General features: G+C 45.4%; 15 protein-coding genes. 8 read left to right on the top strand and 7 right to left on the bottom strand.

Going from position 1 to position 23,928, the window contains the following annotated elements; genetic code table 11:
• Window positions 1-57: 57 nt before the first annotated feature.
• From V7Q13_RS07920 to ispG, 3 genes are read right to left on the bottom strand one after another with little or no spacing between them, the layout of a single operon-like run.
• The gene (locus tag V7Q13_RS07920; protein WP_333800143.1) at window positions 58-2,490 is read right to left on the bottom strand and encodes a hypothetical protein; all 2,433 of its coding nucleotides are present in this window, start codon (window positions 2,488-2,490) and stop codon (window positions 58-60) included.
• On the bottom strand, window positions 2,444-3,463 hold the full coding sequence (locus V7Q13_RS07915) for a hypothetical protein (RefSeq protein ID WP_333800142.1): 1,020 nt from the start codon (window positions 3,461-3,463) through the stop codon (window positions 2,444-2,446). Before V7Q13_RS07915 ends, V7Q13_RS07920 begins: the two co-directional genes overlap by 47 nt.
• Before the next feature lie 44 nt (window positions 3,464-3,507).
• A complete protein-coding gene (ispG, locus tag V7Q13_RS07910; protein WP_333800141.1) occupies window positions 3,508-5,547 on the bottom strand; it encodes a (E)-4-hydroxy-3-methylbut-2-enyl-diphosphate synthase in 2,040 nt (679 codons plus the stop codon).
• Between the two features lie 439 nt (window positions 5,548-5,986).
• Here ispG and V7Q13_RS07905 point away from each other — a divergent pair, with 439 nt between their 5' ends.
• From V7Q13_RS07905 to hsdR, 5 genes are read left to right on the top strand one after another with little or no spacing between them, the layout of a single operon-like run.
• A complete protein-coding gene (locus V7Q13_RS07905; RefSeq protein WP_333800140.1) occupies window positions 5,987-7,441 on the top strand; it encodes a class I SAM-dependent DNA methyltransferase in 1,455 nt (484 codons plus the stop codon).
• Window positions 7,438-8,637 (top strand): restriction endonuclease subunit S, encoded by a 1,200-nt coding sequence (locus V7Q13_RS07900; RefSeq protein WP_333800139.1) that lies wholly within the window; start codon window positions 7,438-7,440, stop codon window positions 8,635-8,637. The genes V7Q13_RS07905 and V7Q13_RS07900 overlap by 4 nt, the downstream gene beginning before the upstream one ends.
• A complete protein-coding gene (locus V7Q13_RS07895) occupies window positions 8,634-9,719 on the top strand; it encodes a DNA-binding protein (protein WP_333800138.1) in 1,086 nt (361 codons plus the stop codon). The genes V7Q13_RS07900 and V7Q13_RS07895 overlap by 4 nt, the downstream gene beginning before the upstream one ends.
• A 2-nt stretch (window positions 9,720-9,721) precedes the next feature.
• Window positions 9,722-10,210, top strand: coding sequence for a type II toxin-antitoxin system death-on-curing family toxin (locus tag V7Q13_RS07890; protein ID WP_333800137.1), 489 nt, complete (start codon window positions 9,722-9,724; stop codon window positions 10,208-10,210).
• Between the two features lie 2 nt (window positions 10,211-10,212).
• A complete protein-coding gene (gene hsdR, locus V7Q13_RS07885; RefSeq protein WP_333800136.1) occupies window positions 10,213-12,558 on the top strand; it encodes an EcoAI/FtnUII family type I restriction enzme subunit R in 2,346 nt (781 codons plus the stop codon).
• 17 nt (window positions 12,559-12,575) lie between these two features.
• On the opposite strand, the gene V7Q13_RS07880 is transcribed toward hsdR, so the two are convergent.
• On the bottom strand, window positions 12,576-14,180 hold the full coding sequence (locus V7Q13_RS07880) for a VWA domain-containing protein (RefSeq protein WP_333800135.1): 1,605 nt from the start codon (window positions 14,178-14,180) through the stop codon (window positions 12,576-12,578).
• A 47-nt stretch (window positions 14,181-14,227) separates the two neighbouring features.
• Window positions 14,228-15,064: a penicillin-binding transpeptidase domain-containing protein gene (locus tag V7Q13_RS07875; protein WP_333800134.1), complete on the bottom strand. Its 837-nt coding sequence runs from the start codon at window positions 15,062-15,064 to the stop codon at window positions 14,228-14,230.
• Window positions 15,065-15,172: 108 nt separating this feature from the next.
• Between V7Q13_RS07875 and V7Q13_RS07870 the strand changes: the two genes are divergently transcribed.
• On the top strand, window positions 15,173-16,138 hold the full coding sequence (locus V7Q13_RS07870; RefSeq protein WP_333800133.1) for a Fic family protein: 966 nt from the start codon (window positions 15,173-15,175) through the stop codon (window positions 16,136-16,138).
• Window positions 16,139-16,197: 59 nt separating this feature from the next.
• On the opposite strand, the gene rny is transcribed toward V7Q13_RS07870, so the two are convergent.
• Both rny and V7Q13_RS07860 read right to left on the bottom strand, forming a co-directional pair.
• Window positions 16,198-17,757, bottom strand: a complete 1,560-nt coding sequence (gene rny, locus V7Q13_RS07865) for a ribonuclease Y (protein WP_333800132.1) — start codon at window positions 17,755-17,757, stop codon at window positions 16,198-16,200.
• A gap of 196 nt (window positions 17,758-17,953) precedes the next feature.
• Window positions 17,954-19,144: a DUF4407 domain-containing protein gene (locus tag V7Q13_RS07860; protein ID WP_333800131.1), complete on the bottom strand. Its 1,191-nt coding sequence runs from the start codon at window positions 19,142-19,144 to the stop codon at window positions 17,954-17,956.
• A gap of 253 nt (window positions 19,145-19,397) precedes the next feature.
• Here V7Q13_RS07860 and V7Q13_RS07855 point away from each other — a divergent pair, with 253 nt between their 5' ends.
• Window positions 19,398-20,561 carry an NUMOD4 domain-containing protein gene (locus V7Q13_RS07855; protein WP_333800130.1) on the top strand — a complete coding sequence of 388 codons (1,164 nt, stop codon included), beginning with the start codon at window positions 19,398-19,400 and terminating at the stop codon, window positions 20,559-20,561.
• A gap of 75 nt (window positions 20,562-20,636) precedes the next feature.
• Window positions 20,637-23,927 (top strand): UvrD-helicase domain-containing protein, encoded by a 3,291-nt coding sequence (locus V7Q13_RS07850; protein WP_333800129.1) that lies wholly within the window; start codon window positions 20,637-20,639, stop codon window positions 23,925-23,927.
• Window position 23,928 lies beyond the last annotated feature (1 nt).

Genomic DNA, 23,928 nt, shown 5'->3' with positions numbered 1-23,928 from the left:
ACAACAAAAAAGCGCCAGCAATTGCCGGCGCTTTTTTGTTGATGTATCAGCGAATGCTTATTTCGATCTTACTGCAAAATCTCTCAGGTAACTACAACGGGTGTAGGCGAATTGGTAAAACTTCGTGCTGCCAAATTCCTTTTTGAAATTGGCAAACATGGCATTGTTCGCAAACTTTCGTAGAAACACTTTCATGTTGGCTTCGTACGCATCATAGTTATTCCAGTCGTAGTCGGGCCGGGCTATCTGGCGCTGGGCACATTTGGCTGCCAGGAAATATGCCGCTGCTTTAAACTCTTTGTCGGGGCTGAGTTCGTAAGCCTTCAGGTAATAATTTTTCGCAGTGTGTACGGCATAATATTCCTTCTCCCAGGCGGCATCATATTTTCCGCTGTTCCAATTACTATTAGGACGGTTGTATGCCATCAGCATCCAGCTATTGCCATAGTAGCTCATGTTGTACAAGCCATTGGCTAACTGATAATACAGTTTACTCTTAACAGCATTGCTGCTGGCAGTGTCAATGGCTTGTTGCAGACGCAGCATTTTTTCTGCAAAAGCCAGTTTGCTCATGGGCTTGGCCAATGGTTTTTCGTATCGCTGCCAATCGTTCAGGTAATCATGAAATGGGTTGACATTGAGCAATGTCGTTTTATACGTTTTGTAGTTATACTGTTCGCTGGTAAGCAAGCTGGGTTTATGTTGTTTTTTGAGCCAGTCAATGGCTTTGGCAAAATCAAACTCCCGCAAATACGTAGTGCCCAGCATATCCGTTACTGCATCTTTTGTAACTGAGTTATTGCTCATTAAAAATGCATCGTAGGCCGTAGCAGGTGTATTGTTGAGATAATCGTACAAAGCAATGATATCGGGTGTGTTGAGTTTGTTTTGCAAAAACTCGATGGCATTGGCAGTGTAACCGTAATAGGTGTAGCCGCTGCTATCGGGCTTCAACGCTTTGTCTGCAAGGCCGTATGCCAGCACGGTTTTGTATAAGTCTCCTTGCTGATAATAAGCCGGCGCAATCACCTGCGCCATCAGGTTGCGGTAAAACATACCGAACTCAGCACTTTGTTCTGCCTGCTGTTGTAACCATTTTAATTGTGGCAGCAATGCGTTTTCGTTACTGCTATTCATTGCTTGCAAAGAAGCCGTTTGAATCAACAGGCCTACCATTTGTTGTTGGTCTTTCACTGCATTGCTGGCAGGCATTGCTTTGGCTTTGGCCAGCCAGTTGTTGGCAGCAGTTACATCTTTGCGCATATAGTGCAAATACGCTGTTGCAGTGGCAAATGCACTTTGATGATTGGTTGGAGGATTACTACCCATTTTTTCTAGCAAAGCAATCAGGTCTTGCACATGTGTATCGCTGAGTGCCGCAGTGTCCTTTTCGTTCCAGCTGTAGTAAAATGCTTTGCTGCCGGGTTGCTTGTCGAGCATGGGAGTGAGAAAGCGTTCTTCCACTTTGTTGATTTCACGCAGCACCAACAGGGGTAGTAGTTCACACTGCGGGTCTAGCTGGTATACTTTTTCAATTACGGGCAAATGATAATCGTATCCCCACAAGCCAAACATGGCAGCCATCATGGCTTGCTCTTTGGGAGTGCGGGCAACGCTGCAATAGCTATTCAGCAAACTGATGTTGCACTGATCTGTTGCCCACAAAAAACCGAGGAACACGGCTTTGCGGTGCTTGGGTGCTGTTTGTGCAAATGTTTTGCTGAACGCATACGCCGCTTCTTTGCCCTTACCAGTTTTAAACTGTGCACCGGCACTGTAACTAAGCGCCATGGTTTTTACCGCAGTTGTATTGTTATCGTCAAAACCTTCGGCATACCAACGGGTACAATCATTGAAACGATTGTTGTAAAACGCCAATTTGCAACGTAAAAAAGCATACTTGTTTTTCAGGAATGCATCTGTTGTTTTTTGCCAGGCGGCAGTTGCCTGATTGATGTATTGATTGATGCCTGCACTGTCTCTTTTTGGTCCATCACTCCATGGGTCGGGCGATACACATATCGGCTCTACCGCTTTTGCCAACAACAGGTATTGTACTGCTTCCGTTTTCTTTTGCTGCAGTAGTTGCATGGCCATGCTGTTGCGTTTGAGTGCCGGTGCAATAGTGGCCGCTGGTTGACGCATAGCAGCTTGCAATTGCTTCACTTCGTTTACACTGCGGTTGTACACAAAATCAACCACATCTTTTTTGCTGGCACCGGGTACATAGGTTTGCCATTCTGCTATCAATGCATCATTGATAAAAGCAGTGGAATCTTCGGTGTAATCCCAATCGTCGTAGAACGTGAGCAGATTGGTGTAGAAGTACGGTTTACTGGGGCCGATGTCTACCAAAGCTTTGCTGTAAAAGCTGGTGAAGTAATCATAGGGGTCCATCATGGGGCCACAGCCAATGATGTTTTGCGGAAAACTAATGAGGCCGCTAATGAAGGAAGCGAGTATAAAAACTTTCAAGCGTGGGTATTGCATATTGCTGAAGCGATTTGGCATCTAAATGATAGAGAATAATATTGCGGTTGTCGGGTTTCAGTTGCGATTGCAGGTGGCTGATGACTTGCTCAATACTTTCCTGAGGAGAGCTTTCGTAGCGTAACCAATCCCCTTGTTTAAAGGTATAGCCATTGATGGTTGTATCGCGGCTGCAGCGCCATTTTTTTTCAGCATCTAAGGGCAGTTGTAACGCATGGGCATGTATGAGCCCTTTGTATTGGTTGCCTTCAAACCACACCCACCAACTGAATATAGGCAGGGCAATATCCAATGGCAATGGGTACTCATTTAAACGGCTGGTGTATTGTTTCAGCGTAGCCGGATCGATAATGGAATTTTGCGTAGCGGGTTGTTGCAGGTTGCCCATGTTGTAGCACATCAGCAGGCCACGGTCGGCGGGTGGTATGCCGGCTTCCTGCGTGTATTTTACCTGATGCAAACGAATGGTGACGGACAATCTTTTTCCCTGAAAGAAACTGGTTTTGCGGAGCTGTTTCAGCAGCAAAAAATACCGGTCTTTGGTGCTGGCGGTCCAGTCACAATCCAGCTGAATTTCTGCAGGCATTGGCAGCTTATTGTTTTCCGTAATGCTGCTGATGAGTTTGGGAATATTCCTGCCCAAATTGTCAATGTCTTTTGGGGTGGCTTTTTGCAATGTTTCATTGGTGATGAATACCACGGGCACATATTGCTGCTGCGTTGGAAAAGCTGCTGCAAAATTTATTTTGGCCACTGGAAGCGGTTGATGCGTCGGCTCGTCCCAAGCCACATCAAACAGTTTGATGTACAGCTTTTCCGTCCGCAATCGTTGCAGCGCATTGCGTTCAGTGCTGTCCAATGCAAACCGACTTTTCCAATAATAAAACCCACGATGCACGGTAGGTGCGTCGTGGGTGCTGCATGAAAGCACGGTCAATGCTATGGCTATCAAAAAGAAATATCGCTGTATCACAAAGGCTAAGTAAATCAGCAATCAGATATCATACTTCAGAAATTTTATGCTGGTTCTACCCAAGCCTCATTTTCTTTCAGCAAATCAATCAACTCATCTACAGCTACTTCGCTGTCTACATTGCGTTTCACTACTTCTTTGCCTTTGTACAAGGTAATCTTGCCGGGGCCGCTGCCTACATAGCCAAAATCGGCATCGGCCATTTCGCCGGGGCCATTTACAATGCAACCCATAATGGCAATTTTCACGCCTTTCAAATGGTTGGTACGGCTGCGAATTTTGGCGGTGGTTTCCTGCAAATCAAACAGCGTACGGCCACAGCTCGGGCAGCTGATGTATTCTGTTTTGCTGATGCGGGTACGGGTGGCCTGCAGTATACCAAAAGCCGTGTTGTTGATGAATTGTTCGGCCGTGGCATTGCTGAGATAATTGCGGCCGCTGGCATTCATGGCTGCAGCGTTTTGATAGCTGGCGCTACTCATGCCCAGGCATAGGCCATCACCAAAACCTTCAAGCAACAATGCTCCGGTTTCGGTAGCGTAGTGTATCAAATGTTCGTCGGCGGTTTGCCAGTTGCTGTCGGTAATAAGCACCACGGGGTTTTTAATGTCACGGGCCTGTAGTTCCATCATCATGCGGCGCACCGCCTGCATGGCGTTGCTGCGTTGGCTGCTCAGGCAAAGCACCACCGTAGGGTCGTTGGCCACTTCATCCAGGTAGGTAAAATCGTTTACCTCGGTATCATCGTTGAAGCAATCAATCATCACAAAATTCAGCTGGTCACTTTCCAGCTCAGCATCTACAAAACCGTGGATGTCGAAGATGGGGAAGACAGCCCCCTCATGTCTCCCGGTGGGGGAAGCAACGTGATTGGCAAACGTGGCCGGATACACAATCACTTTCAATGTGCCGGGCAGTGCAAAGGCTGGTATTTGATGGCCGGTAAAAATGTAATCGGCCGCCATATCGCCAATGCTCCACTTATCAGTAATGGCATCGTAGGTATAGCCAATGCTAATGAGTGCTTCTGGCGTAATGTTGTCGAGCTTACTCAGGTCGGCAATCACCACGGGCACTTGCTTGCCACCAATATTGCCTACTTCAAATGTGGGGCGGCGTTTGTACTCGAAAGGGGAGTAGCGCAGTCCGGAAGTCTGCAAGTCCGGAAGTCCGCTTTCCGACTTTCCGTCTTTCGGACTTTCTGACTGATATCTCTTCACTAAGTCACGACACACCGGTATCTCAAACTCCGGATCTTCTGTCAACGACACCCGAATGGTATCGCCAATGCCATCTTCCAGCAGGGTGCCAATGCCAATGGCGCTTTTAATGCGACCGTCTTCGCCATCGCCGGCTTCGGTTACACCCAGGTGCAGCGGATAGCATTCGCCAAATTCTTCCTGCATGTGCTGTATCAGCAAGCGGTAGGCCTGCACCATTACCTGCGGGTTGCTGGCCTTCATGCTCAGCACAATGTTGTGGTAGTCGAGGCTGCGGGCAATGCGCAAAAATTCCATGGCACTTTCCACCATACCAATCGGTGTATCGCCATAGCGGCTCATGATGCGGTCGCTCAGGCTGCCGTGGTTGGTGCCAATGCGCATGGCCGTGCCGTGCTCCTTGCATATTTCTATCAGTGGTGTAAACCGTTCGCGGATGCGTTCAATTTCTTCCAGGTATTCGGCATCGGTGTATTCAATCTGCTCAAACTTCTTCTTGTCTACATAGTTGCCTGGGTTCACCCGCACTTTTTCTACAATGCGGGCCGCAATTTCTGCGGCATTGGGGGTGAAATGGATATCAGCCACCAGCGGCGTGTTGTAGCCGCGTTTGCGCAGTTCGTCTTTGATGTTTTGCAGGTTTTCGGCTTCCTTTTTCGAAGGCGCCGTAATGCGGACCAGCTCGGCACCGGCTTCAATGCAGCGGATGGCCTGCGCTACCGTAGCTTCGGTATCCATGGTATCGGTGGTGGTCATGGTTTGCACCCGTATGGGGTGGCTATTGCCGAGTAGCAATCCGCCAATGTTTACTTCCCGGGTTTTCAGTCGTTGGTAGCTGGTGAGGCTTTCGGTATATAGTTGCATGTGAAGTATTAGTGAATTGGTGAATAGGTCAATAAGTGAATTGGTGAATAGGTGAGTGTGGGTTGTTGTTTTTTGGGGATTCAGCAGCTTCAAATAACTCAACTGTGTTGTGTCTCCCGATAGCTATCGGGACACTGCAGCTGCATTGCAGGTGGCATCTGCCTCCTGTGCGGCCTCTCGCCGGCGGGGCAAATGTCCGCTAATTTTCTTAATGGTTACATGGAATCACCATAACAAGGTTTTTAACCAGCGGTTTAATCTTAGTGCGGAAACTACATACTTTCCTCCAATCAATGATGCTAAAGCAGTATTCATCGTAGGGTGCCAAGTTGCTTTGTAAACCCTGAAGCAAAAACTATAAATAGCTAAATATTTGGGAGGATAGTAAAATCACCATCCGCTTCAATACATTAGCAGACCGATAAAAAGTACTACCCAAATGTTCGAACAAACCTTTAAAAATATTGACGATATATTGCACAAAGACGCTGGTTGCGGCAGTGAATTGGACTATGTGGAGCAAACCTCTTGGATTTTGTTCCTCAAATACTTGGACGACTTGGAGAAAGACCGTGCCACAGCAGCCGAACTGACAGGCAAGACTTATACGCCTATCATTGATAAAGATTACCAATGGACAGTTTGGGCAATGCCGAAAGGCAAAGACGGAAAACTCGACCACCACAAAGCCCTGACGGGTGACGACCTCACTGACTTTGTAAACAACCAACTCTTTCCTTACCTCAAAAAGTTTAAGCTGAGTGCCGAAAGTGCCGATACCATTGAGTACAAGATTGGCGAGATTTTCAGCGAACTGAAAAACCGCATACAAAGTGGCTACAACTTGCGTGAAGTGATTAACCGCATTGACGAATTGCGTTTCCGCACCCACGCAGAGAAGCACGAAATGAGCCACTTGTATGAAGACAAAATAAAAAATATGGGCAACGCAGGGCGAAACGGTGGCGAATATTACACACCCCGACCGCTCATTACAACTATTGTAAAAGTGGTTGCCCCAAAAATTGGCGACAAAATTTATGACGGTGCAGTAGGCAGTGCAGGCTTCCTTTGCGAAGCGTTTGACTATTTGCGAAACAGTAAATCACTTTCTACCAAAGAAACCGAGATACTGCAAAAACGCACCTTTTACGGCAAAGAGAAAAAATCATTGGCGTATATCATTGGCATTATGAATATGATTTTGCACGGTGTGGAAGCTCCCAACATTATACACACCAACACGCTTGCCGAAAACCTTGCCGACATACAAGAAAAAGACCGCTATGATGTGGTGCTTGCCAATCCGCCTTTTGGTGGAAAGGAACGAGCCGAAGTGCAACAAAACTTCCCCATTAAAACAGGCGAAACCGCTTCCCTTTTTTTGCAGCACTTTATTAAAATACTGAAAGCAGGCGGCAAAGCAGGTGTGGTAATTAAAAACACTTTTTTGAGCAATACCGACAATGCCACGGTTGCCATACGCAAAACCTTGTTGGAAAACTGCAACCTGCACACCGTGTTGGATTTGCCCGGTGGCACTTTTACCGGTGCAGGGGTAAAAACTGTTGTATTGTTTTTTGAAAAAGGTAAATCCACGCAAAAGGTTTGGTTTTACCAATTGAACCTTGACCGCAATTTAGGCAAAACCAACCCACTCAACGAAAACGACTTGGCAGAATTTGTTGAACTGCAAAAGACCTTTGCCGATAGCGAAAACTCCTGGACGGTAAATTTAAAAGACATTGACCAAAGCACATTTGATTTAAGCGTAAAGAACCCGAACAAAAAAGAAGAAGTAACGCTACGCCAACCGCAAGTCATTTTGGAAGAAATGAAAGCATTGGATGAAGAAAGTGCCGAAATCCTTAACTCAATTTTGGAACTGATATGAAGCAAGGTTGGGAAATAAAGAAGTTGGGAGAAATTGGTAAGGTATCAATGTGTAAAAGAATATTTAAAGAAGATACTACACCTGAAGGAGATATCCCATTTTACAAAATTGGAACTTTCGGAAAAACACCTGATGCATTTATCAGCAAGGAACGATACAATGAGTTTCGTAGTAAATTCTCATTCCCCAAAAAAGGCGACATTCTTATCTCTGCATCAGGGACAATAGGTAGAAGAGTAAGATATGATGGACAGCCAGCGTATTTTCAAGACTCTAATATTGTCTGGATTGACAACAATGAAAAACTTGTTCTAAATGATTACCTCTACCGCTTTTATGAAATATGTAATTGGGGAGCATCAAAAGGAGCAACAATTTCAAGACTTTACAATGATAATCTTAAACAAATTGAAATTCCTTTTCCAAAATCAATTCAAGAACAACATCGCATTGTTTCCATATTAGATGAAGCCTTTGCCACCATAGAAAAGGCAAAAGCCAATGCCGAACAAAACCTCAAAAACGCCAAAGAACTTTTTGAAAGCTATTTAAAGGGGGTGTTTGAGAATAAAGGAGATAATTGGGCTGAAAAAACTTTGAAGGAAGTTTGTGCAAAAATTACAGATGGAACTCATCAAACACCTAAATATTTTGATGATGGGATTATATTTCTTTCATCTAAAAATGTAACCAGTGGCAAAATAGATTGGGAAAACATCAAATACATTGATGCAAAGCAACATATTGAAATGCACAAACGAGTAGCTCCAAGAATTGGGGATATTCTATTAGCAAAAAATGGCACAACAGGTGTAGCGGCAATGGTTGATAGAGATGTTGTGTTTGATATTTATGTTAGTCTCGCTCATATCAGAGTTTTAGATGAAATTATTCCTGATTTTATGTTGTATTTCATAAATTCTCCTATCGCAAAAAAACAATTTAATAAGCGACTTAAAGGGTCAGGCGTTCCAAATCTACATTTAGAAGAAATTAGGGAAGTAATAATACCATTTCCCAAATCAAAAGAAGCCCAACAAACCATCGTCCGCCAATTAGATGCCCTGCGAGCCGAAACACAAAAGTTAGAAGCGGTGTATCAAAAGAAAATAGCTGATTTGGAAGAACTGAAAAAATCCATCTTGCAAAAGGCGTTTGCGGGAGAATTGAGAACTGAAAAAGCATTAGCGATATGAGTAAAGATTTAACAAATTCCAGTATTGACAGAAAAAACATTCTGAATAATAATATTGCCATACAAGAAGTGTATGAGCAAGTGGGTTTTTATGGTATTAAACACGATGGTAAATACCGATTTACAAAGCAGCAAGTAGCCCAATATTATGAAGTTGATATTCGAACCATTGATCGGCTTTTAGAAAATCATAAGACTGAATTAGAGCAAAGCGGTTATGAGTTATATACCGGACAAAAACTTAAATCATACAAAGAGCAAGTAGTTGATTTTGTGAAACTTGCAAAAGAAAAAGGGGATGTTCACGACATTAATGTCGTGAACATCCTTCAACTCTCTGAAAATGAATTAGATAGCCTATCAAAATCCCCCCAATTATCCATTTTTACATACAAGGCGTTTTTGAATGTAGGCATGTTGCTAACTGGTTCTGAAAAAGCTCAAAAGCTTCGGTCCGCAATTTTAGATATTGTAATTGATGTGCTTAACAAAAAGTTAGGGGGTAAAACAAAGTACATCAACCAACGAGAAGAAGAATTTTTGCCAAGTGCAATTCGTGAGTATAACTATCGTCAAGAATTTACAAATGCCTTAGATTTTTACATAGTAGAAAACAAATTCAAGTATGGTCAATTAACCGATAAAATTTATAAAAGCATTTTTAAAGAGAATGCCAAAGAGTATAGACAGATTTTAAAACTCAACTCAAAAGAAAGTGTAAGAAGCACCATGTATTCAGAAGTGTTGGACTTGATAGCAGGTTATGAAAATGGATATGCTAATTCACTTAAAACTGAATTTGAAAAATCAGGAAGAAAATTAAGTCTTTCTGAGGCTCATACATTATTTACTACTTATGAAAAACTGACTGAAGCTACATTGATTCCACTACGTGAAAAGGCACGAAGTCTAATGGCAAGCCGTGATTTGGCTTTCAGAGAGGCACTGCACGAAAAACTGAAAGACTACATCAATGAAGTAAGCACAGAGGATTATGATAAGTTTTTGGGCGAACGAAGTATGGATTTGGAAAAGAGACTGGAAGATAATAAAGATGTTTTCAAACGATTAAAAGACCGATAAAGATGGAGTACAATTATTTTACATCGGAGTACTCCATCAAAATTCACGACAAAATTATTGAAATTTCGGGTGGCATTGAGGGAGTAAAAGTTTATGGAAATTTAGATAGCCCACTTACTCATATTCAAAACGATGACTACTATCCAACTTTTGAAAAAAAGCTAACGCATCTTGTTTTCTCATTCAATAAATTTCATGCCTTTAATGATGGGAACAAAAGAACATCCATAGCAATGGGGGCTTTCTTTTTAGAAGTAAATGGGCTTGATGTGTTTGTCGATAAATTTATTATTGAAATGGAGAATATTGCAGTAACCATTGCCGATAATCTAATCGAAAAAGAATTATTGAAAGAAATAATAACATCAATTATTAATGACGAGGATTACAGCGAAGAATTGAAACTAAAAATTATCAATGCGCTAAGCCAAGTAAAACCAGAAACCGAGCCATTAAACATAGGAGTTGAATTTTATAAAGATTTATTTTAATTATGAACGAAGCAGAAACAAGAGCAGAACTCATAGACCCAAAGCTAAAGGCTTGTGGTTGGGGCGTTGTGGAAGGCTCTAAAGTCCTTCGTGAATACAACATAACGGCAGGTAAAATTCAAACAGGCGGTGGCAGGGGCAAAAGAGAAATTGCCGATTATGTGTTGGTTTACAAAGGCATCAAGTTGGCAGTAGAAGAAGCCAAAAGTGACGAATTGGAAGTGAGTGAAGGCGTAATGCAAGCCAAAAAGTATGCAGACAAACTAAAATTAGAAACCACCTACAGTAGCAATGGTAAAGCCATTTACCAAATCTGCATGAAATCAGGCGAAGAAGGTTTGGTAACAGATTTTCTAAGCCCCGAAGAACTCTGGAATAAAACATTCCCGAAAAACACTGACACTGAGCTTGCCGAAGTGTGGCGAGAAAAATTTGCCAATATTCCATTTGAAGACAAAAGCGGAAGTTGGCAGTTAAGATACTATCAGGAAATAGCTGTACAACGCACCGTTGAAGCCATTGCACAAAACAAAGAAAGAATTTTGCTGACCCTTGCCACAGGAACAGGAAAAACGGCAATCGCTTTTCAAATTGCGTGGAAACTATACCAAACCCGTTGGAACTTACAACGAGACGGCAACCGCAGACCGAGAATTTTATTTTTAGCCGACAGAAACATTTTAGCAGACCAAGCCTACAATTCGTTTTCGGCATTTCCCGAAGATGCTTTGGTGCGGATAAAGCCCAATGAAATAAAGAAAAGCGGAAAAGTGCCCACCAACGGCACCATTTTCTTTACCATTTTTCAAACCTTTATGAGTGGCACTGATGCAGCAGGAAAACCTGCACCCTACTTTGGCGAATATCCAGCTGACTATTTTGATTTTATCATCATTGACGAGTGCCACCGAGGTGGAGCCAATGACGAAAGCAATTGGCGAAGAATTTTGGAATATTTCAGTCCGGCAGTGCAATTGGGTTTAACCGCCACGCCCAAACGAAAAGACAATGTGGACACATACAAATACTTTGGTGAACCTGTTTACATCTATTCGCTGAAAGAAGGCATCAATGACGGCTTTTTAACGCCATTCAAAGTAAAACGCATCAAAACTACGTTGGATGATTACCGCTACACTTCAGACGACACGATTGTTGAAGGAGAAATTGAAGAAGGTAAATTGTATGAAGAAAAAGACTTTAACCGCACTATTGAAATTGTAGAACGGGAAGCCAAGCGGGTAAATATATTTTTAGATGAAGCTAACCAAAACGAGAAAGCAATAATCTTTTGTGCCAACCAAGGGCACGCAGCATTGATAAGAGATTTGGTAAACCAAAACGCCAAAAACAAAGACCCTTTTTATTGTGTTCGTGTTACCGCCAATGACGGTGAAGAAGGCGAAAGACTGTTACGAGAATTTCAAGACAACGAAAAAACAATTCCAACCATTTTAACTACTTCGCAAAAACTCTCCACAGGAGTTGATGCACGTAACATTCGCAATATCGTTTTGCTTCGCCCAGTAAATTCAATGATTGAGTTTAAACAAATTGTAGGCCGTGGCACACGATTGTTTGACGGTAAAGAGTTTTTTACTATTTACGATTTTGTGGATGCCTACAAACACTTTTCAGATCCGGAATGGGACGGTGAGCCATTAGAACCAGTAATTACAAGCGGGGTCCCTCCCATACCCAAACTTCCCACTGAACCTCAAGAGCCAAACGAGCCAGGGGAACCCAAACCTTTCAAACAAAAAATAAAAGTAAAACTGGCAAAAGGGAAAGACCGTCAAATTCAATTCACTTCGCAAACATCATTCTGGAGTGCAGATGGACGTCCAATATCAGCTGAAGAATTTCTAAGCAATCTATTTGGTGAATTACCCAAGTTATTCAAAGACGAAGAAGAATTGCGGAAACTTTGGAGTAATCCCATTACCCGAAAAGTTTTGTTGGAGAATTTAGAATCTGCGGGTTTCCCGAAAGACGATTTACTGACCTTGCAAAAGTTGGTAGATATGGAAAATAGTGACCTGTATGATGTTTTGGAATACGTATTCAATGGCGATTACATCGCAATGACAAGAGAGGATAGAGCAAAAGCAGCAGAAGCAACAATATTTGCTTTGCTCAACGACAAGCAGAAAGAGTTTATCACTTTCGTTTTGAGTAAGTACATTGAGACAGGAGTGGATGAACTCGATCAGGAAAAACTACCCATCTTACTTACTAACAAGTATCAATCATTAGAAGACGCTAAAGAAATTTTGGGAGACGTGGCAAATATCAGCCGTTTGTTCATTGAGTTTCAAGAACATCTCTATAAGCAGAAAGCTGCATAATTTAAAAATATTTGTTCTTACCAACTCTTCCTCCCAGGCAACTTCGCCGATTTCTTTTGCTGCTGCATTTGCTGGCGAATGCGTTTTTCTTCTTGCTGTAGCGCCTTCAACTGATCATCGGCTTTTTGCTGTTGCTTCTTGTTGTCGGGGTTTGGCTGCGGTTGCTGTTGCTGCTGTTGTTTTTTCAGTTCATCCAGCGCTATGTTCAGGTTGCGGCTTATTTCTGCATCATCGGGTTGGTATTTCAGCGCCTGCTTAAATGAGCCCACGGCTTCTTTCAGTTGCTTGTGATGTGCTTGCGCCAATCCGGCGTTGTTGTGCAGCATGGCTTTGGCACGGGCATCGCTGCCGGCCTTTTGCAGCATGGCTTGATATTGGCTGGCTGCTTTTTCGTAATCGCCTTTTTTGTAGGCAATATTGCCCAAATGCATGCCTGCCATCCAGGCATTGGGGTTGGCTTTCAGCACTTCGGCATACAGCGCAGCGGCTTCATCCAGCTTGCCCTGCTGGTATAGCGCATCGGCCTGTTGGAGTTGGCTGTTGGTATTGGTTTGTGCTGAAGTGGCAATGGGTAGTATCAACACCAAAAAACAAGCAGCTACGGCGGCTATTTTTTTCTTGCTTCTTTTTTCGGTGAGGGCAGTGGCTACAATAATCAGCAACAAGGCCAACGCTATCAGCCAGTGGCTGTAGCTGTAATAATTCACCAGGTAGCTGTTGAGCATGGGCGATTTGGGCAGCTCCCGCAATATGGCCAGCACCGCATTGGCATGTTCTTGTGTAGTGGCTGGTGGCAGGTAACGGCCACCAGTTTGTGCAGCCAGTTGCTGCAGTATTTTTTCGTTCAGTTTGCTTACCACGGGTTCGCCATTCTCATCCCGTACGGGCAGGCCCGTGCCATCTTTCAGCACAATGCCATTGGGCGTTCCAATGCCCACAGTTATGAGCATCACGCCTGCTTTTTGCAGGGCTTCGGCGGCAGCCATGGCATCGCCTTCCAGCTCTTCGCCATCTGTGAGCAGCACCACCGCTTTGTGTGCCGGGTCGGCTATGGGCAGGCTTTCGGCGGCGGTTTGCAGGGCCAGTTGCAGATCGGTGCCTTCGAGCGGTACGGCCTTGCCATCGAGCCCGCTGATGAGCAATCGGGCGGCTTGTAAATCGGTGGTGAGGGGCAGTTGCAACCAGGCTTCGCCGGCAAAAGCTACTACTGCCACTTTGCTGCCTTGCAGGGTATCGGTAAGCTTGGTAGCAATGAGGCGTGCCTGCTCCAGCCGGCTGGGGCTGGCATCGGCAGATAGCATGCTGTTGCTTACATCAATAGCCAGCACCACTTCCATGCCTTCTACCTGTGCGCCGCCCTTTTCAAGGGGTTGTTGCAGGCTCAGCATACCCAGTGCCAGCAGGGTTACAGCTACCAGCATCAGCAATTGCTGCAGCCGCCATTTACGCGGCGAATAAGTTGCGGTAATGGCCGCCAGCAGCGGTTGATCGGCTAGTTTGGTGAGTGTCTTTTTTTTCCAACGGGCATAGGCCCACCAACCCAGCGCCATGGGTACCAATGCCAGCAACCACCATCCGTTTTGCGGATGGGCAAGGCTGTATGCGGCTTGGTGTAATATCATGTGGGTGCTGTTGGAAAAGATAGCTGCAAAACGCAGCTGCGGGTAGATTATTTCCTGCCTTCAAAAAATCCTTTCTCTTTCAAAATGCTTTTCACAATATTGAGGCGAATGGTTTTGAAATCCACCTTCGGATCGGGGCTTTCTACATTGAGCACAAAAAAGTAGGGGTGCTTGTTTTCTTCAATCCATCCAACCAGCCATCCGAGTTGGTTGCCTTTTTCGGTAGTGCCCCAGCCGGTTTTGTAGGCCAGCGTGTATTTGTCGGTCTTTTCCCGAATCATGAGGTCTTTTACAATTTCCTGCTCCCGGTTTTGAAAAGGCAGCTGCTTAAAGTACAGGCGCTTTACCAGACCCAGCTCTTCATCGGGTGTTATTTTCAATGAATTGTCGAGCCAGAAACGATCGATGGTGGCGCCAATTTTTTTATTGCCATAGCCCACGCTGTCCAGCATCTTTTGCATGGTGTCGCGGCCAATGCGGCGGGCCATTTCCTGATAAAAACCCACATTGCTCACGGCAAAAGCTTCCCGCATGTTCATGTCTTTGTTCCAGTCGGTCATGGTATCGCCGCTTGGGCTGGTGCGTACCACGCCATCCCAGGGTACTACCACGGTATCGCTGAAAATACGGCCGGTACCCAAGGCTACCAGCGAGTTGAAAATTTTAAACGTAGAAGCCGGTGTGTAAGCACTATCGCGGTAGCGAGGCATGTTGTAAATGGTAAACTGGCCCTGCCCGTTGTCGAACATGCCGAAGCAGCCCTCCACCTTGGCCGAGTCGAAATACTTTTTCAGCTCATTCTCCTGCGTAATATTATTGGTACTGCAAGCAGTCATCCACAAACTGGCCACTATTGCCATGGCCGGAAATACACGTTTCATCATATCGTTGCAAATGTCTGCCTAAGAACGGTGCAAGGCAAAGATTTGTTGGAAAATGAAAATATCGGGTAAATGATTTTGAAGACCAACCGATATTTATATCTTTGTGGCATGTGGAAAGAACAGGTAACCGATATTTTGAGAGCAGACATGCCGCTGCAAAGGCTCGATGAAAAGAAGGCCGGCATTGTGGCTGTCCGGCCCATTCCTCATGCCGCCATGCTGCGGATTCAGGAGGCACTTTCCATAGAGTGGACCTACAATAGCAACAGCATTGAAGGCAACACCCTCAGCCTGGCCGAAACCCGTGCCGTGCTGCAAGATGGCATTACCATTAAGGGCAAAAGTCTGCGGGAGCATTTTGAAGCGGTGAACCATCAGGAAGCTATTGAGCTGATTGAGGTATTGGCACAGCCGGGAGCGGTCATTCAAGAAAGCATGGTGCTGGATGTGCATGCGCTGGTGCTCGATAAAATTGAAAAAGATTTTGCCGGTCGCTACCGCAATGCAGGGGTAAGAATTACCGGTGCCAATTTCATTCCACCGAATGCAGTGAAAGTACCCGATTTGATGGCGGAGCTGATGGATTGGGTGCAAGAAAACCCGCTGGGCATGCACCCGCTGCAACTGGCTACGGCTTTTCATCACCGCTTTGTGCATATCCATCCGTTTTTTGATGGGAATGGCCGAACGGTACGGTTGCTGTTTAACCTGCTGCTGATGCGGGAAGGCTATCCGCCGGCCATTATTTTGCGCAACGACCGGCGTAAATATTATGATGCCCTCAACCAGGCCAACGATGGCCGTTATGAAAAGCTGTGCCTGCTGATGAGTCAGGCGTTGGAGCGGTCGTTGGATATATACCTGAGCAACATTACTGATACTGCTGAGGCGTATAAGCCCATCAACAATGTGCTGGAAGATGAAGGGCTGCCGTACGGGCAGGAGTACATCAGCCTGCTGGCCCGGCAGGGCAAAATTGCAGCTTACAAAGAGGGCAGGGTTTGGTACACCAGTGCCGAGGCGATTGAGCAATATTTAAACAAAAGAAAACGCAAGCACAAGCAACAATCCTGATGTGGTGCTATAAAAAAGCCCGACCATTTGGCCGGGCTTTTTTTATGAAATAGCGTTGATTATCGGGCTACGTTCACCGCACGTTTTTCACGAATCACAGTTACTTTGATTTGACCGGGATAGGTCATTTCTGTTTGAATTTTCTGTGCAATTTCAAAGCTGAGTTTGTCGCTTTCGGCGTCGGTTACTTTTTCGGCTTCTACTATTACCCGCAGCTCACGACCGGCCTGAATGGCGTAGGCTTTTTCTACACCGCCATAGCCAAGGGCCAGGTTTTCGAGGTCTTTGATGCGCTGCAAATATTGCTGCATGATTTCGCGGCGGGCACCGGGGCGTGCACCACTGATGGCATCGCAAGCCTGAATGATGGGGGAAATCACGTAGGCCATTTCCATTTCATCGTGGTGGGCGCCAATGGCGTTCACCACGCTGGGGTGTTCACCATATTTTTCGGCCAGCTTGGCACCCAGCAGGGCGTGGCTCAGTTCAGTTTCTTCATCGGGCACTTTACCAATATCGTGCAGCAAACCGGCACGTTTGGCCAGCTTGGGGTTGAGGCCCAATTCGGCAGCCATAATACCGCAAAGGTTGGCGGTTTCGCGGCTGTGCATCAGCAGGTTTTGACCGTAAGAAGAACGGAAACGCATCCGGCCTACCATGCGTACCAGCTCTTTGTGCAGGCCGTGTATGCCCAATTCAATTACGGTACGTTCACCAATTTCCATTACCTGCTCTTCAATTTGCTTGCGGGTTTTTTCTACCACTTCTTCAATACGGGCAGGGTGAATACGGCCATCTGTAACAAGACGCTGCAAGCTGAGGCGGGCAATTTCGCGGCGCAGCGGATCGAAACTGCTGAGAATGATGGCTTCGGGGGTATCGTCTACAATCAGATCGACACCTGTGGCAGCTTCGATCGCCCGGATGTTTCGGCCTTCGCGGCCAATGATTTGACCTTTGATTTCGTCTGTTTCAAGGTTGAAAACCGTTACGGCGTTTTCAATGGCTTGCTCGGCAGCCGTACGCTGTATGGTTTGGATGATGATTTTACGGGCTTCTTTGGTAGCCTTTTGTTTGGCATCATCAATTATTTCTTGCTGAATAACAAGGGCACGGGTTTGTGCTTCCTGCTTCAGGCTTTCGATGAGTTGGGCACGGGCTTCATCTGCAGTAAGGGTGGCAATCTTTTCGAGGCGACGCACATGTTCCTCCTGATTGCGGTCCAGCTCTGCTTTTTTCTGGCTTACTACTTCCAGCTGACGGGTGAGGTTTTCTTTGATGGCCTCATTTTCCTTCATCTGCTTGTCGAGGTTGCCGCTTTTTGAATTCAGGCTTTGCTCCTGGCTACGGATGCGGCTTTCTGCTTCGGCTACTTTTTTGTTGCGTTCCAGAATTTCTTTGTCGTGCTCGGCTTTGAGTTGAACAAACTTTTCTTTGGCTTCCAGCAGTTTTTCTTTTTTCAGGGCTTCGGCAGAGGTTTGTGCATCGACCAGCATTTTTTTCGCCTCAATTTCTGCTTCTTCCAGTTTCTTTTTGGTGTTTCCTGCAAAGAGGAATTTGCCCGCCACCAAGCCTACAATGAGACAGATGACACCAATTATAATTGCTATAGGATCCATTGTGTTAGATGTTTTAATCCGACGACAGGCGCAGCGGGTTGCCGGCATGCCAATCGTTGTTGTTGAATAGAATGCGTCTGTTAGCGGGCGAAAATACGGAAAACGGGCCGAGCTTACCGCAAGGTTTTGCTAATGCCATAGCTGAAATGGTGAAAGCCCCGAATGCGGGGGCTTTTTGGTTGTAAATAATTGCAAATCAACGCAGCAGGCGTTTAAAAAGGGACTGCCAAAACTGGCGGGATGTACGCCCCGCATTGGCCTGCCAGTGTACTGATTCCTGTTCTATTTCGGCTTTGGCCAAGGATGCAAACCGCTCATGCATTTGTGAGATGCTGGCGGCTTCGGTGGCTTGCCGTAGTTGCAGATCATGGTCGGCGGCGGCTTTTTTGGCCGTCAAATCCTTGCGAATCTGGTCGATATCAAACTGCTCGGTTTCCATCGCAGCCACTGCATAAGGGCCGGCAGGCATCAGGCTTTTCACAATCACCGGCATCAGTTCTATGAGCATGAGCAGGGCCATTATAAGATAATAACGAAACGCTACGGCATCGTTTTGGGCCACCAGGTGTTGCATAGCCTCGATACGGGTGAGAAAACCGTGGTTGAGCAATTGAGCAAATGCCGCCTCGTCTTTGCGAATGGTTGTTTCAATTTTGGCCAGCTCACGGCGAAGGCTATCCATGGTAGGTTGGTGTTGGGCCTGCCACTGGTTGTATGCCGAGGTTCTTTCAGCATACGCTTGTTGCTTGGCTTTGGCAATAACACTGATGCCTTTGGTGCCGGAGCCTCCCGTACCATCGGCTTCGGCCAGATAGGCTTGCTGAGCCTGCAGCAGCTCAGTGTAACGGGCTTGGGCTTGTGTTTCGAATTGTACCAGTTGTTGAGTAATGGCTGTTTTTTGCCCAGCATAAATACTATCCAGTTGTTGCCGCTTTTGTTGTACCCGCACTCCGTTGTCAATCGATGCTTGTGTTTTTACTTCCTGATCGAATAAATACAAAACGGCTGGTTGGGCCATAAACAAACCAATGACTAACGCCAGTAACAAACGCAACAACAGGGGCAGCCATTGTTTCTTAAACGGGTTCATGGTTTTGATGAGTGCCCGGTCGATGTTTACAATAACAAAGCCCATAAAAATGCCGAGCGGCAGAAACGACCAGGCTGGAGCAGTGGTGGTGCTGAAAAAATATGTCCAGGCCATAACGGCAAATACACCCGTACAGCCTACCGTTAGGCCAATAATACGAAACCGGTTTCTATCGACCGTGTATTGCTGCAAGAGCGTTGGTTCAACAGCAGCCAGCCACCACAGTGTTTTATCAATGGTTGAAATGGAGGGAGGATTGTTGCCTTCCGTTGATGCGTCGTGTTGTTGCATAGTCATGTTGTCCAATAGCTTGATAGTTGATGAAATCAGGCGTCATTGGTTCTCGGTTGGCATATCAAAGAACGCTGACAGCAGTAATTTTATTGGTTGCATAAATGCTCAATGCGATATTTTAATGATAGCAGGCATACTAATTGCATAAATGGTTAGATAATTAGAAAATAACGCTATATTTGGGATGCGTGATGAATTGTTCGAACTAAATAAAAGTGGCAGAACAATATTGTAAACTCTTAACATCCTCCATCAATTGAAAAAGTTTAAATCGTTACCCGGCGAAGAATGGGTAGACCTCAAGCTCAAGGAGCGACTCGGCAGAAGAAAATATGCTGTTTCGAGTTTTGGTCGAGTGGCCAGCTATGTAAAAGGATTGGAAGAAGACGGCAAGTTTTTGTCGTTGTATGCACCCAGTTTCCGATTACAGAAAGTAAACATTTTATTTAAAGATGGGAAGCGTGGCTTTCCGGTGCATAAATTGGTAGCCGAGTGTTTTTTAACACCGCCAACCAAAGACCATTACTATGTGCTGCACCTGGATAAAGACTTGCACAACAACAAAGTATCGAATTTGCGCTACGCAACCATCGATGAAGCAACACGTCATTTCAGTGGTAAAGACATAACTATGAGTCAACAAATCAAATTCGCCGCAGGCGAAGAGTACAAACCCGTAAAAATTACCGGTTTGAAAAAGAAATATGCCATCACCAACACTGGTCGGTTGATTAGCTATTCCAAAAAAATTGAAGACGGCAGTGAGCTGTCGCTCAACATTCACCCACAGGGCTATCGCATTTGGCGCTTCCGGGTAAATGGCGAGTCTACCCACTACCTCATTCATCGTTTGGTGGCTGAGTATTTCCTCAAAAAGCCAGGTAAGAACTACGATTATGTAGTGCATATCGACCATTCAAAAACAAACAACAACGTAAAGAACCTGAAATGGGTTACTTATGAAGAACAACGTGCACACTCTGCACAAAGTGATGCTTCTAAAGCCAATGCCATTCGTTTGTCTCAATGGTCACGCATTACTGGTAAGGGTAAAAAACTAACTGAGGCCAAAGTACGGGCTATTAAAAAGCAGTTGGAAGACCCTAAGAAGAAAGTAAAAATGAAGCAACTGGCAGATCAGTTTGAAATAACCCCCATGCAGTTGTACCGCATAAAGAGCGGCGAAAACTGGGGCTGGGTAAAGGCAGACAAATCTAAAGAAGGGCCAATGCCAACTGCTTTGGTAAAAGCCGTAGCTGCTGCGCCTAAAAAAGCTGCTCCCAAAGCTGCCAAGAAAGCTGCCCCTAAAGCCGCTAAAAAAGCTGCTCCTGCACCCAAGAAAGCTGCAGTTGCCCCCAAAAAAGCCGCTGCAAAAGCTGCCCCAAAAAAGGCTGCTAAGAAGGTTGCTAAGAAAAAGTAACGGGTAGACTTATCCACTACTGATATTCTGAATGCCGTTTGAACGGAAATTGCTTTCTGTTCAAACGGCCTTTTCATGTCAGCAACCAACCGTTCCTCTTTCGATATTTATAAAGCCAGCGCTGGTAGCGGCAAAACTTTTTCGCTTACCCTGCACTATTTGCAGTTGGTACTGCAGCAGCCGCATCTTTACAAGCGGATACTGGCTGTAACCTTCACCAACAAGGCTACCGCAGAAATGAAGGAACGCATTCTGCATGTGCTCCGTTGGCTGGCAACTGGCCATGACAAGGCCAAGTCCTATGAGCAAGCATTGCTGACACAACTGCCCGAAATGAATGCAGCTGCAATAGCTGCTCAGGCTACCAAAGTGTACCAGCTCATTTTACACGATTACTCTCGTTTTTCCATCACCACGATTGACGCATTTGTGCAACGCATCATCCGCTCCTTTGCATGGGAGTTGGGTATTGATGGTGGGTTCAAATTGCAACTGAGTCAAGATTTAGTAAAAGAAGATCTGGCAGAGCGTTTGTACCTGCGATTGGATGATGACAAAGACCTGCAAAACTGGGTAATTGATTTTGCCAAAGAAAGATTGGAAGATGGACGGCGTTGGGATTTTCGGCAAGACATGCTGCGATTGGCTAATGAACTCTTCAAAGAAAAATTCAAAAGCTTTGAAGAAGCCATGGAACAGTTTGATGATGCAGCAGTGCAAGCTGCATTTGCAGGGCTGAACAAACAAGTGCAGACCACTATTCATGGCATTGAAAAGAAGTGGGCAGATGCAGGCAAAGCTATTGTTGATGCAGTTGCTCAAGCCGGATTAGACAGGGAAGATTTTCATTATGGTAAAGCTGGCTTCATCAATTATTTTTTTAAGGCAGCAGAAGGACAAGTAACAGCTCCGAATTCGAGGGTGCAGGAAATTGCCGATGCCCCTGATAAGATGGCCCCCAAAAAAGCCGACGCATCTACCCGCCAACGTATAGCTGAATTACAGCCGGTTATCGAACGTCGACTGTATCAACTCATGACTTGGTATGACGATGATATTGTGCCTTACAGTACCGCAAAAGCCATTCGGCAAAATCTGGGCATGCTGCGGTTGATGCGGGTGTTTGCAGAAGAATTGGCGGCCTATCGCAAAGACAATAATGCATTGCTCATCAGCGATACACACCACCTGCTGCGGGAGCTCACAAAAGATACAAACGCATCTTTTATTTATGAAAAAACGGGCCATCGTTATCAGCATTACCTCATCGATGAGTTTCAGGATACCAGTAGTTTTCAGTGGGATAATTTTTTGCCCTTGCTTACCGAAACTTTGGCGCAGGGCAATTACAACCTGATAGTGGGGGATGTAAAACAAGCCATTTACCGCTGGCGCAATGGTGACTGGCGGTTGCTGCTCAGCACCGTGCAGCAACAGCTGCAAGCCTTCAGGCCACAGGTAAAAACCTTGCAGGATAACTATCGGAGCACCTCTCAAATTATCCATTTCAACAACTTGTTGTTTCATGTGGCGCCGCAGTTGCTGCAAGCAAGTTTGTCAGCAGAAATAACAGCTGCACCTGCTGCTACCCGGCAATTACTTTCTGCCAAAGGCTACGATAGCATTTTTAATGATGCCTATGCTGACAGCTTTCAGCAAATACCAGCATCGGCCGCCGACAATGGTTATGTATCCATGCAGTATGTAGTGCTGCAAGAAGACATGAACTACACCGATGAAGTATTGCCACTGTTGTACAATCAAATACAAGAACTGCTGAAAGAAGGATACCGGCCTTCAGATTTGAGCATCCTTACCAGAACCAATAGCGAAGCAAGAACGATTGTGGAATTTCTGGTGGCCATGCAGGATGCGAATGCTATTCCATTTGGTGTCATTTCAGGTGATGCCCTGATGCTGAAAAACAATCAGGCCATACAAATGCTGCTCTGTACCTTGCGCTGGTTGAATAATCCGAAGCATACCATTGCATTGGCTCAGCTACGACAGCTAATCTATTTGCAAAATGGTGCAGCCACCAACCGGCTGGAAGTATTTGCCAGCAATGGCGATAATGCTGTATTGCCATATGAGTTACAACATAACGCATCTGCATTGAAGCAGTTGCCTTTGCTCGAACTCATCAATCAACTCATCATTTTATTTGAATTGTCAACAGTGCCTAAGCATGCTGCTTATCTACTGGCATTTACTGATAAAGTGCAGGAATGGCTTCGCTATGGCGATGCCGGCCTGCAAGAATTTTTACTGTATTGGGATGAAGACGGACACAAGTCTTCCTTGCCAGCCACAGCTACTGAAAATGCGGTAGAAGTAGTAACGATTCACAAATCGAAAGGGCTGGCCTACAATATTGTGCTCATGCCTTTTTTGGATTGGGATATTTTACCAAAGGGTGGCCCCATGGCCCCAACCTTGTGGACGGACAATAGCCAAACGGATTTCAACAGCATCAGCATGGTGCCGGTGCAATACAAAAAGGAACTGGCACTGAGTGCCTTTGCTGAAGCCTATTACGAAGAATTGGTACTGACGGCCATGGATAATCTCAATGTGTTGTACGTGGCATTTACACGTGCTAAACAACGCTTATACGGATGGGCGCCAGCGAAAGAAAAAGCGACCAAATCGAAAGAAAGTTTTCCTTACAAACATGTAGGCGAATTGATGCATGCTGTGGCAGAAAGCCAAACACCATTACCCACTGTTCATTATCTGGACATTCGTAATGGATGGAGCAAGGATGTACAGCAATGGACGGTGGGTAAAATAGTTGCAGTAAAAGAAAAGAAGGAGCCGGCAACGCCGACACAACAAGACCCACTCTTGTTTACCAACTGGCGAAATGTATTATCCGTTCGTAGTGCAGGAATTGATGTGAAAGATGGCGATGAGCAAAGCCTGCCCCGAAAGCAAGGCGTATTACTGCATGAGTTGCTGAGTAAATTATCTCATCCCCAAGAGCTGCCCGATGCATTACAACGTTTGCGCCGCGAAGGTTGGGTAGATGATTATCAGCAAGTAAAACTCGAACAAACTTTGACCGATCTGCTCAACATGGATGCGTTGCAACCTTGGCACAGCGGACAGTACAAGCGATTGGCCGAACGCAATATGCTGACTGCCGACCGACAACTGCGCCGCCCAGATTTGGTGTTGTACAATCAGGATAGCTGCCTGGTGTATGATTTTAAATTTACTGCAGCCGATGATCAAAAAGAAAAGCATCAGCAGCAAGTACAGGCATACATGGAGCAATTATCGGCCATGGGTTTTAAGCAGGTGAGTGGTTTTGTGATTTATGGTTTGGAAAAGAAATCGGTGAACGTAAATGCAAGAGCGTAAC

This window comes from Phnomibacter sp., from assembly GCF_036803085.1.
GTDB lineage: Bacteria > Bacteroidota > Bacteroidia > Chitinophagales > Chitinophagaceae > Phnomibacter.
Note: the sequence above shows the minus strand (reverse complement) of the source record. Positions and strands in the feature narration are given on the sequence as shown.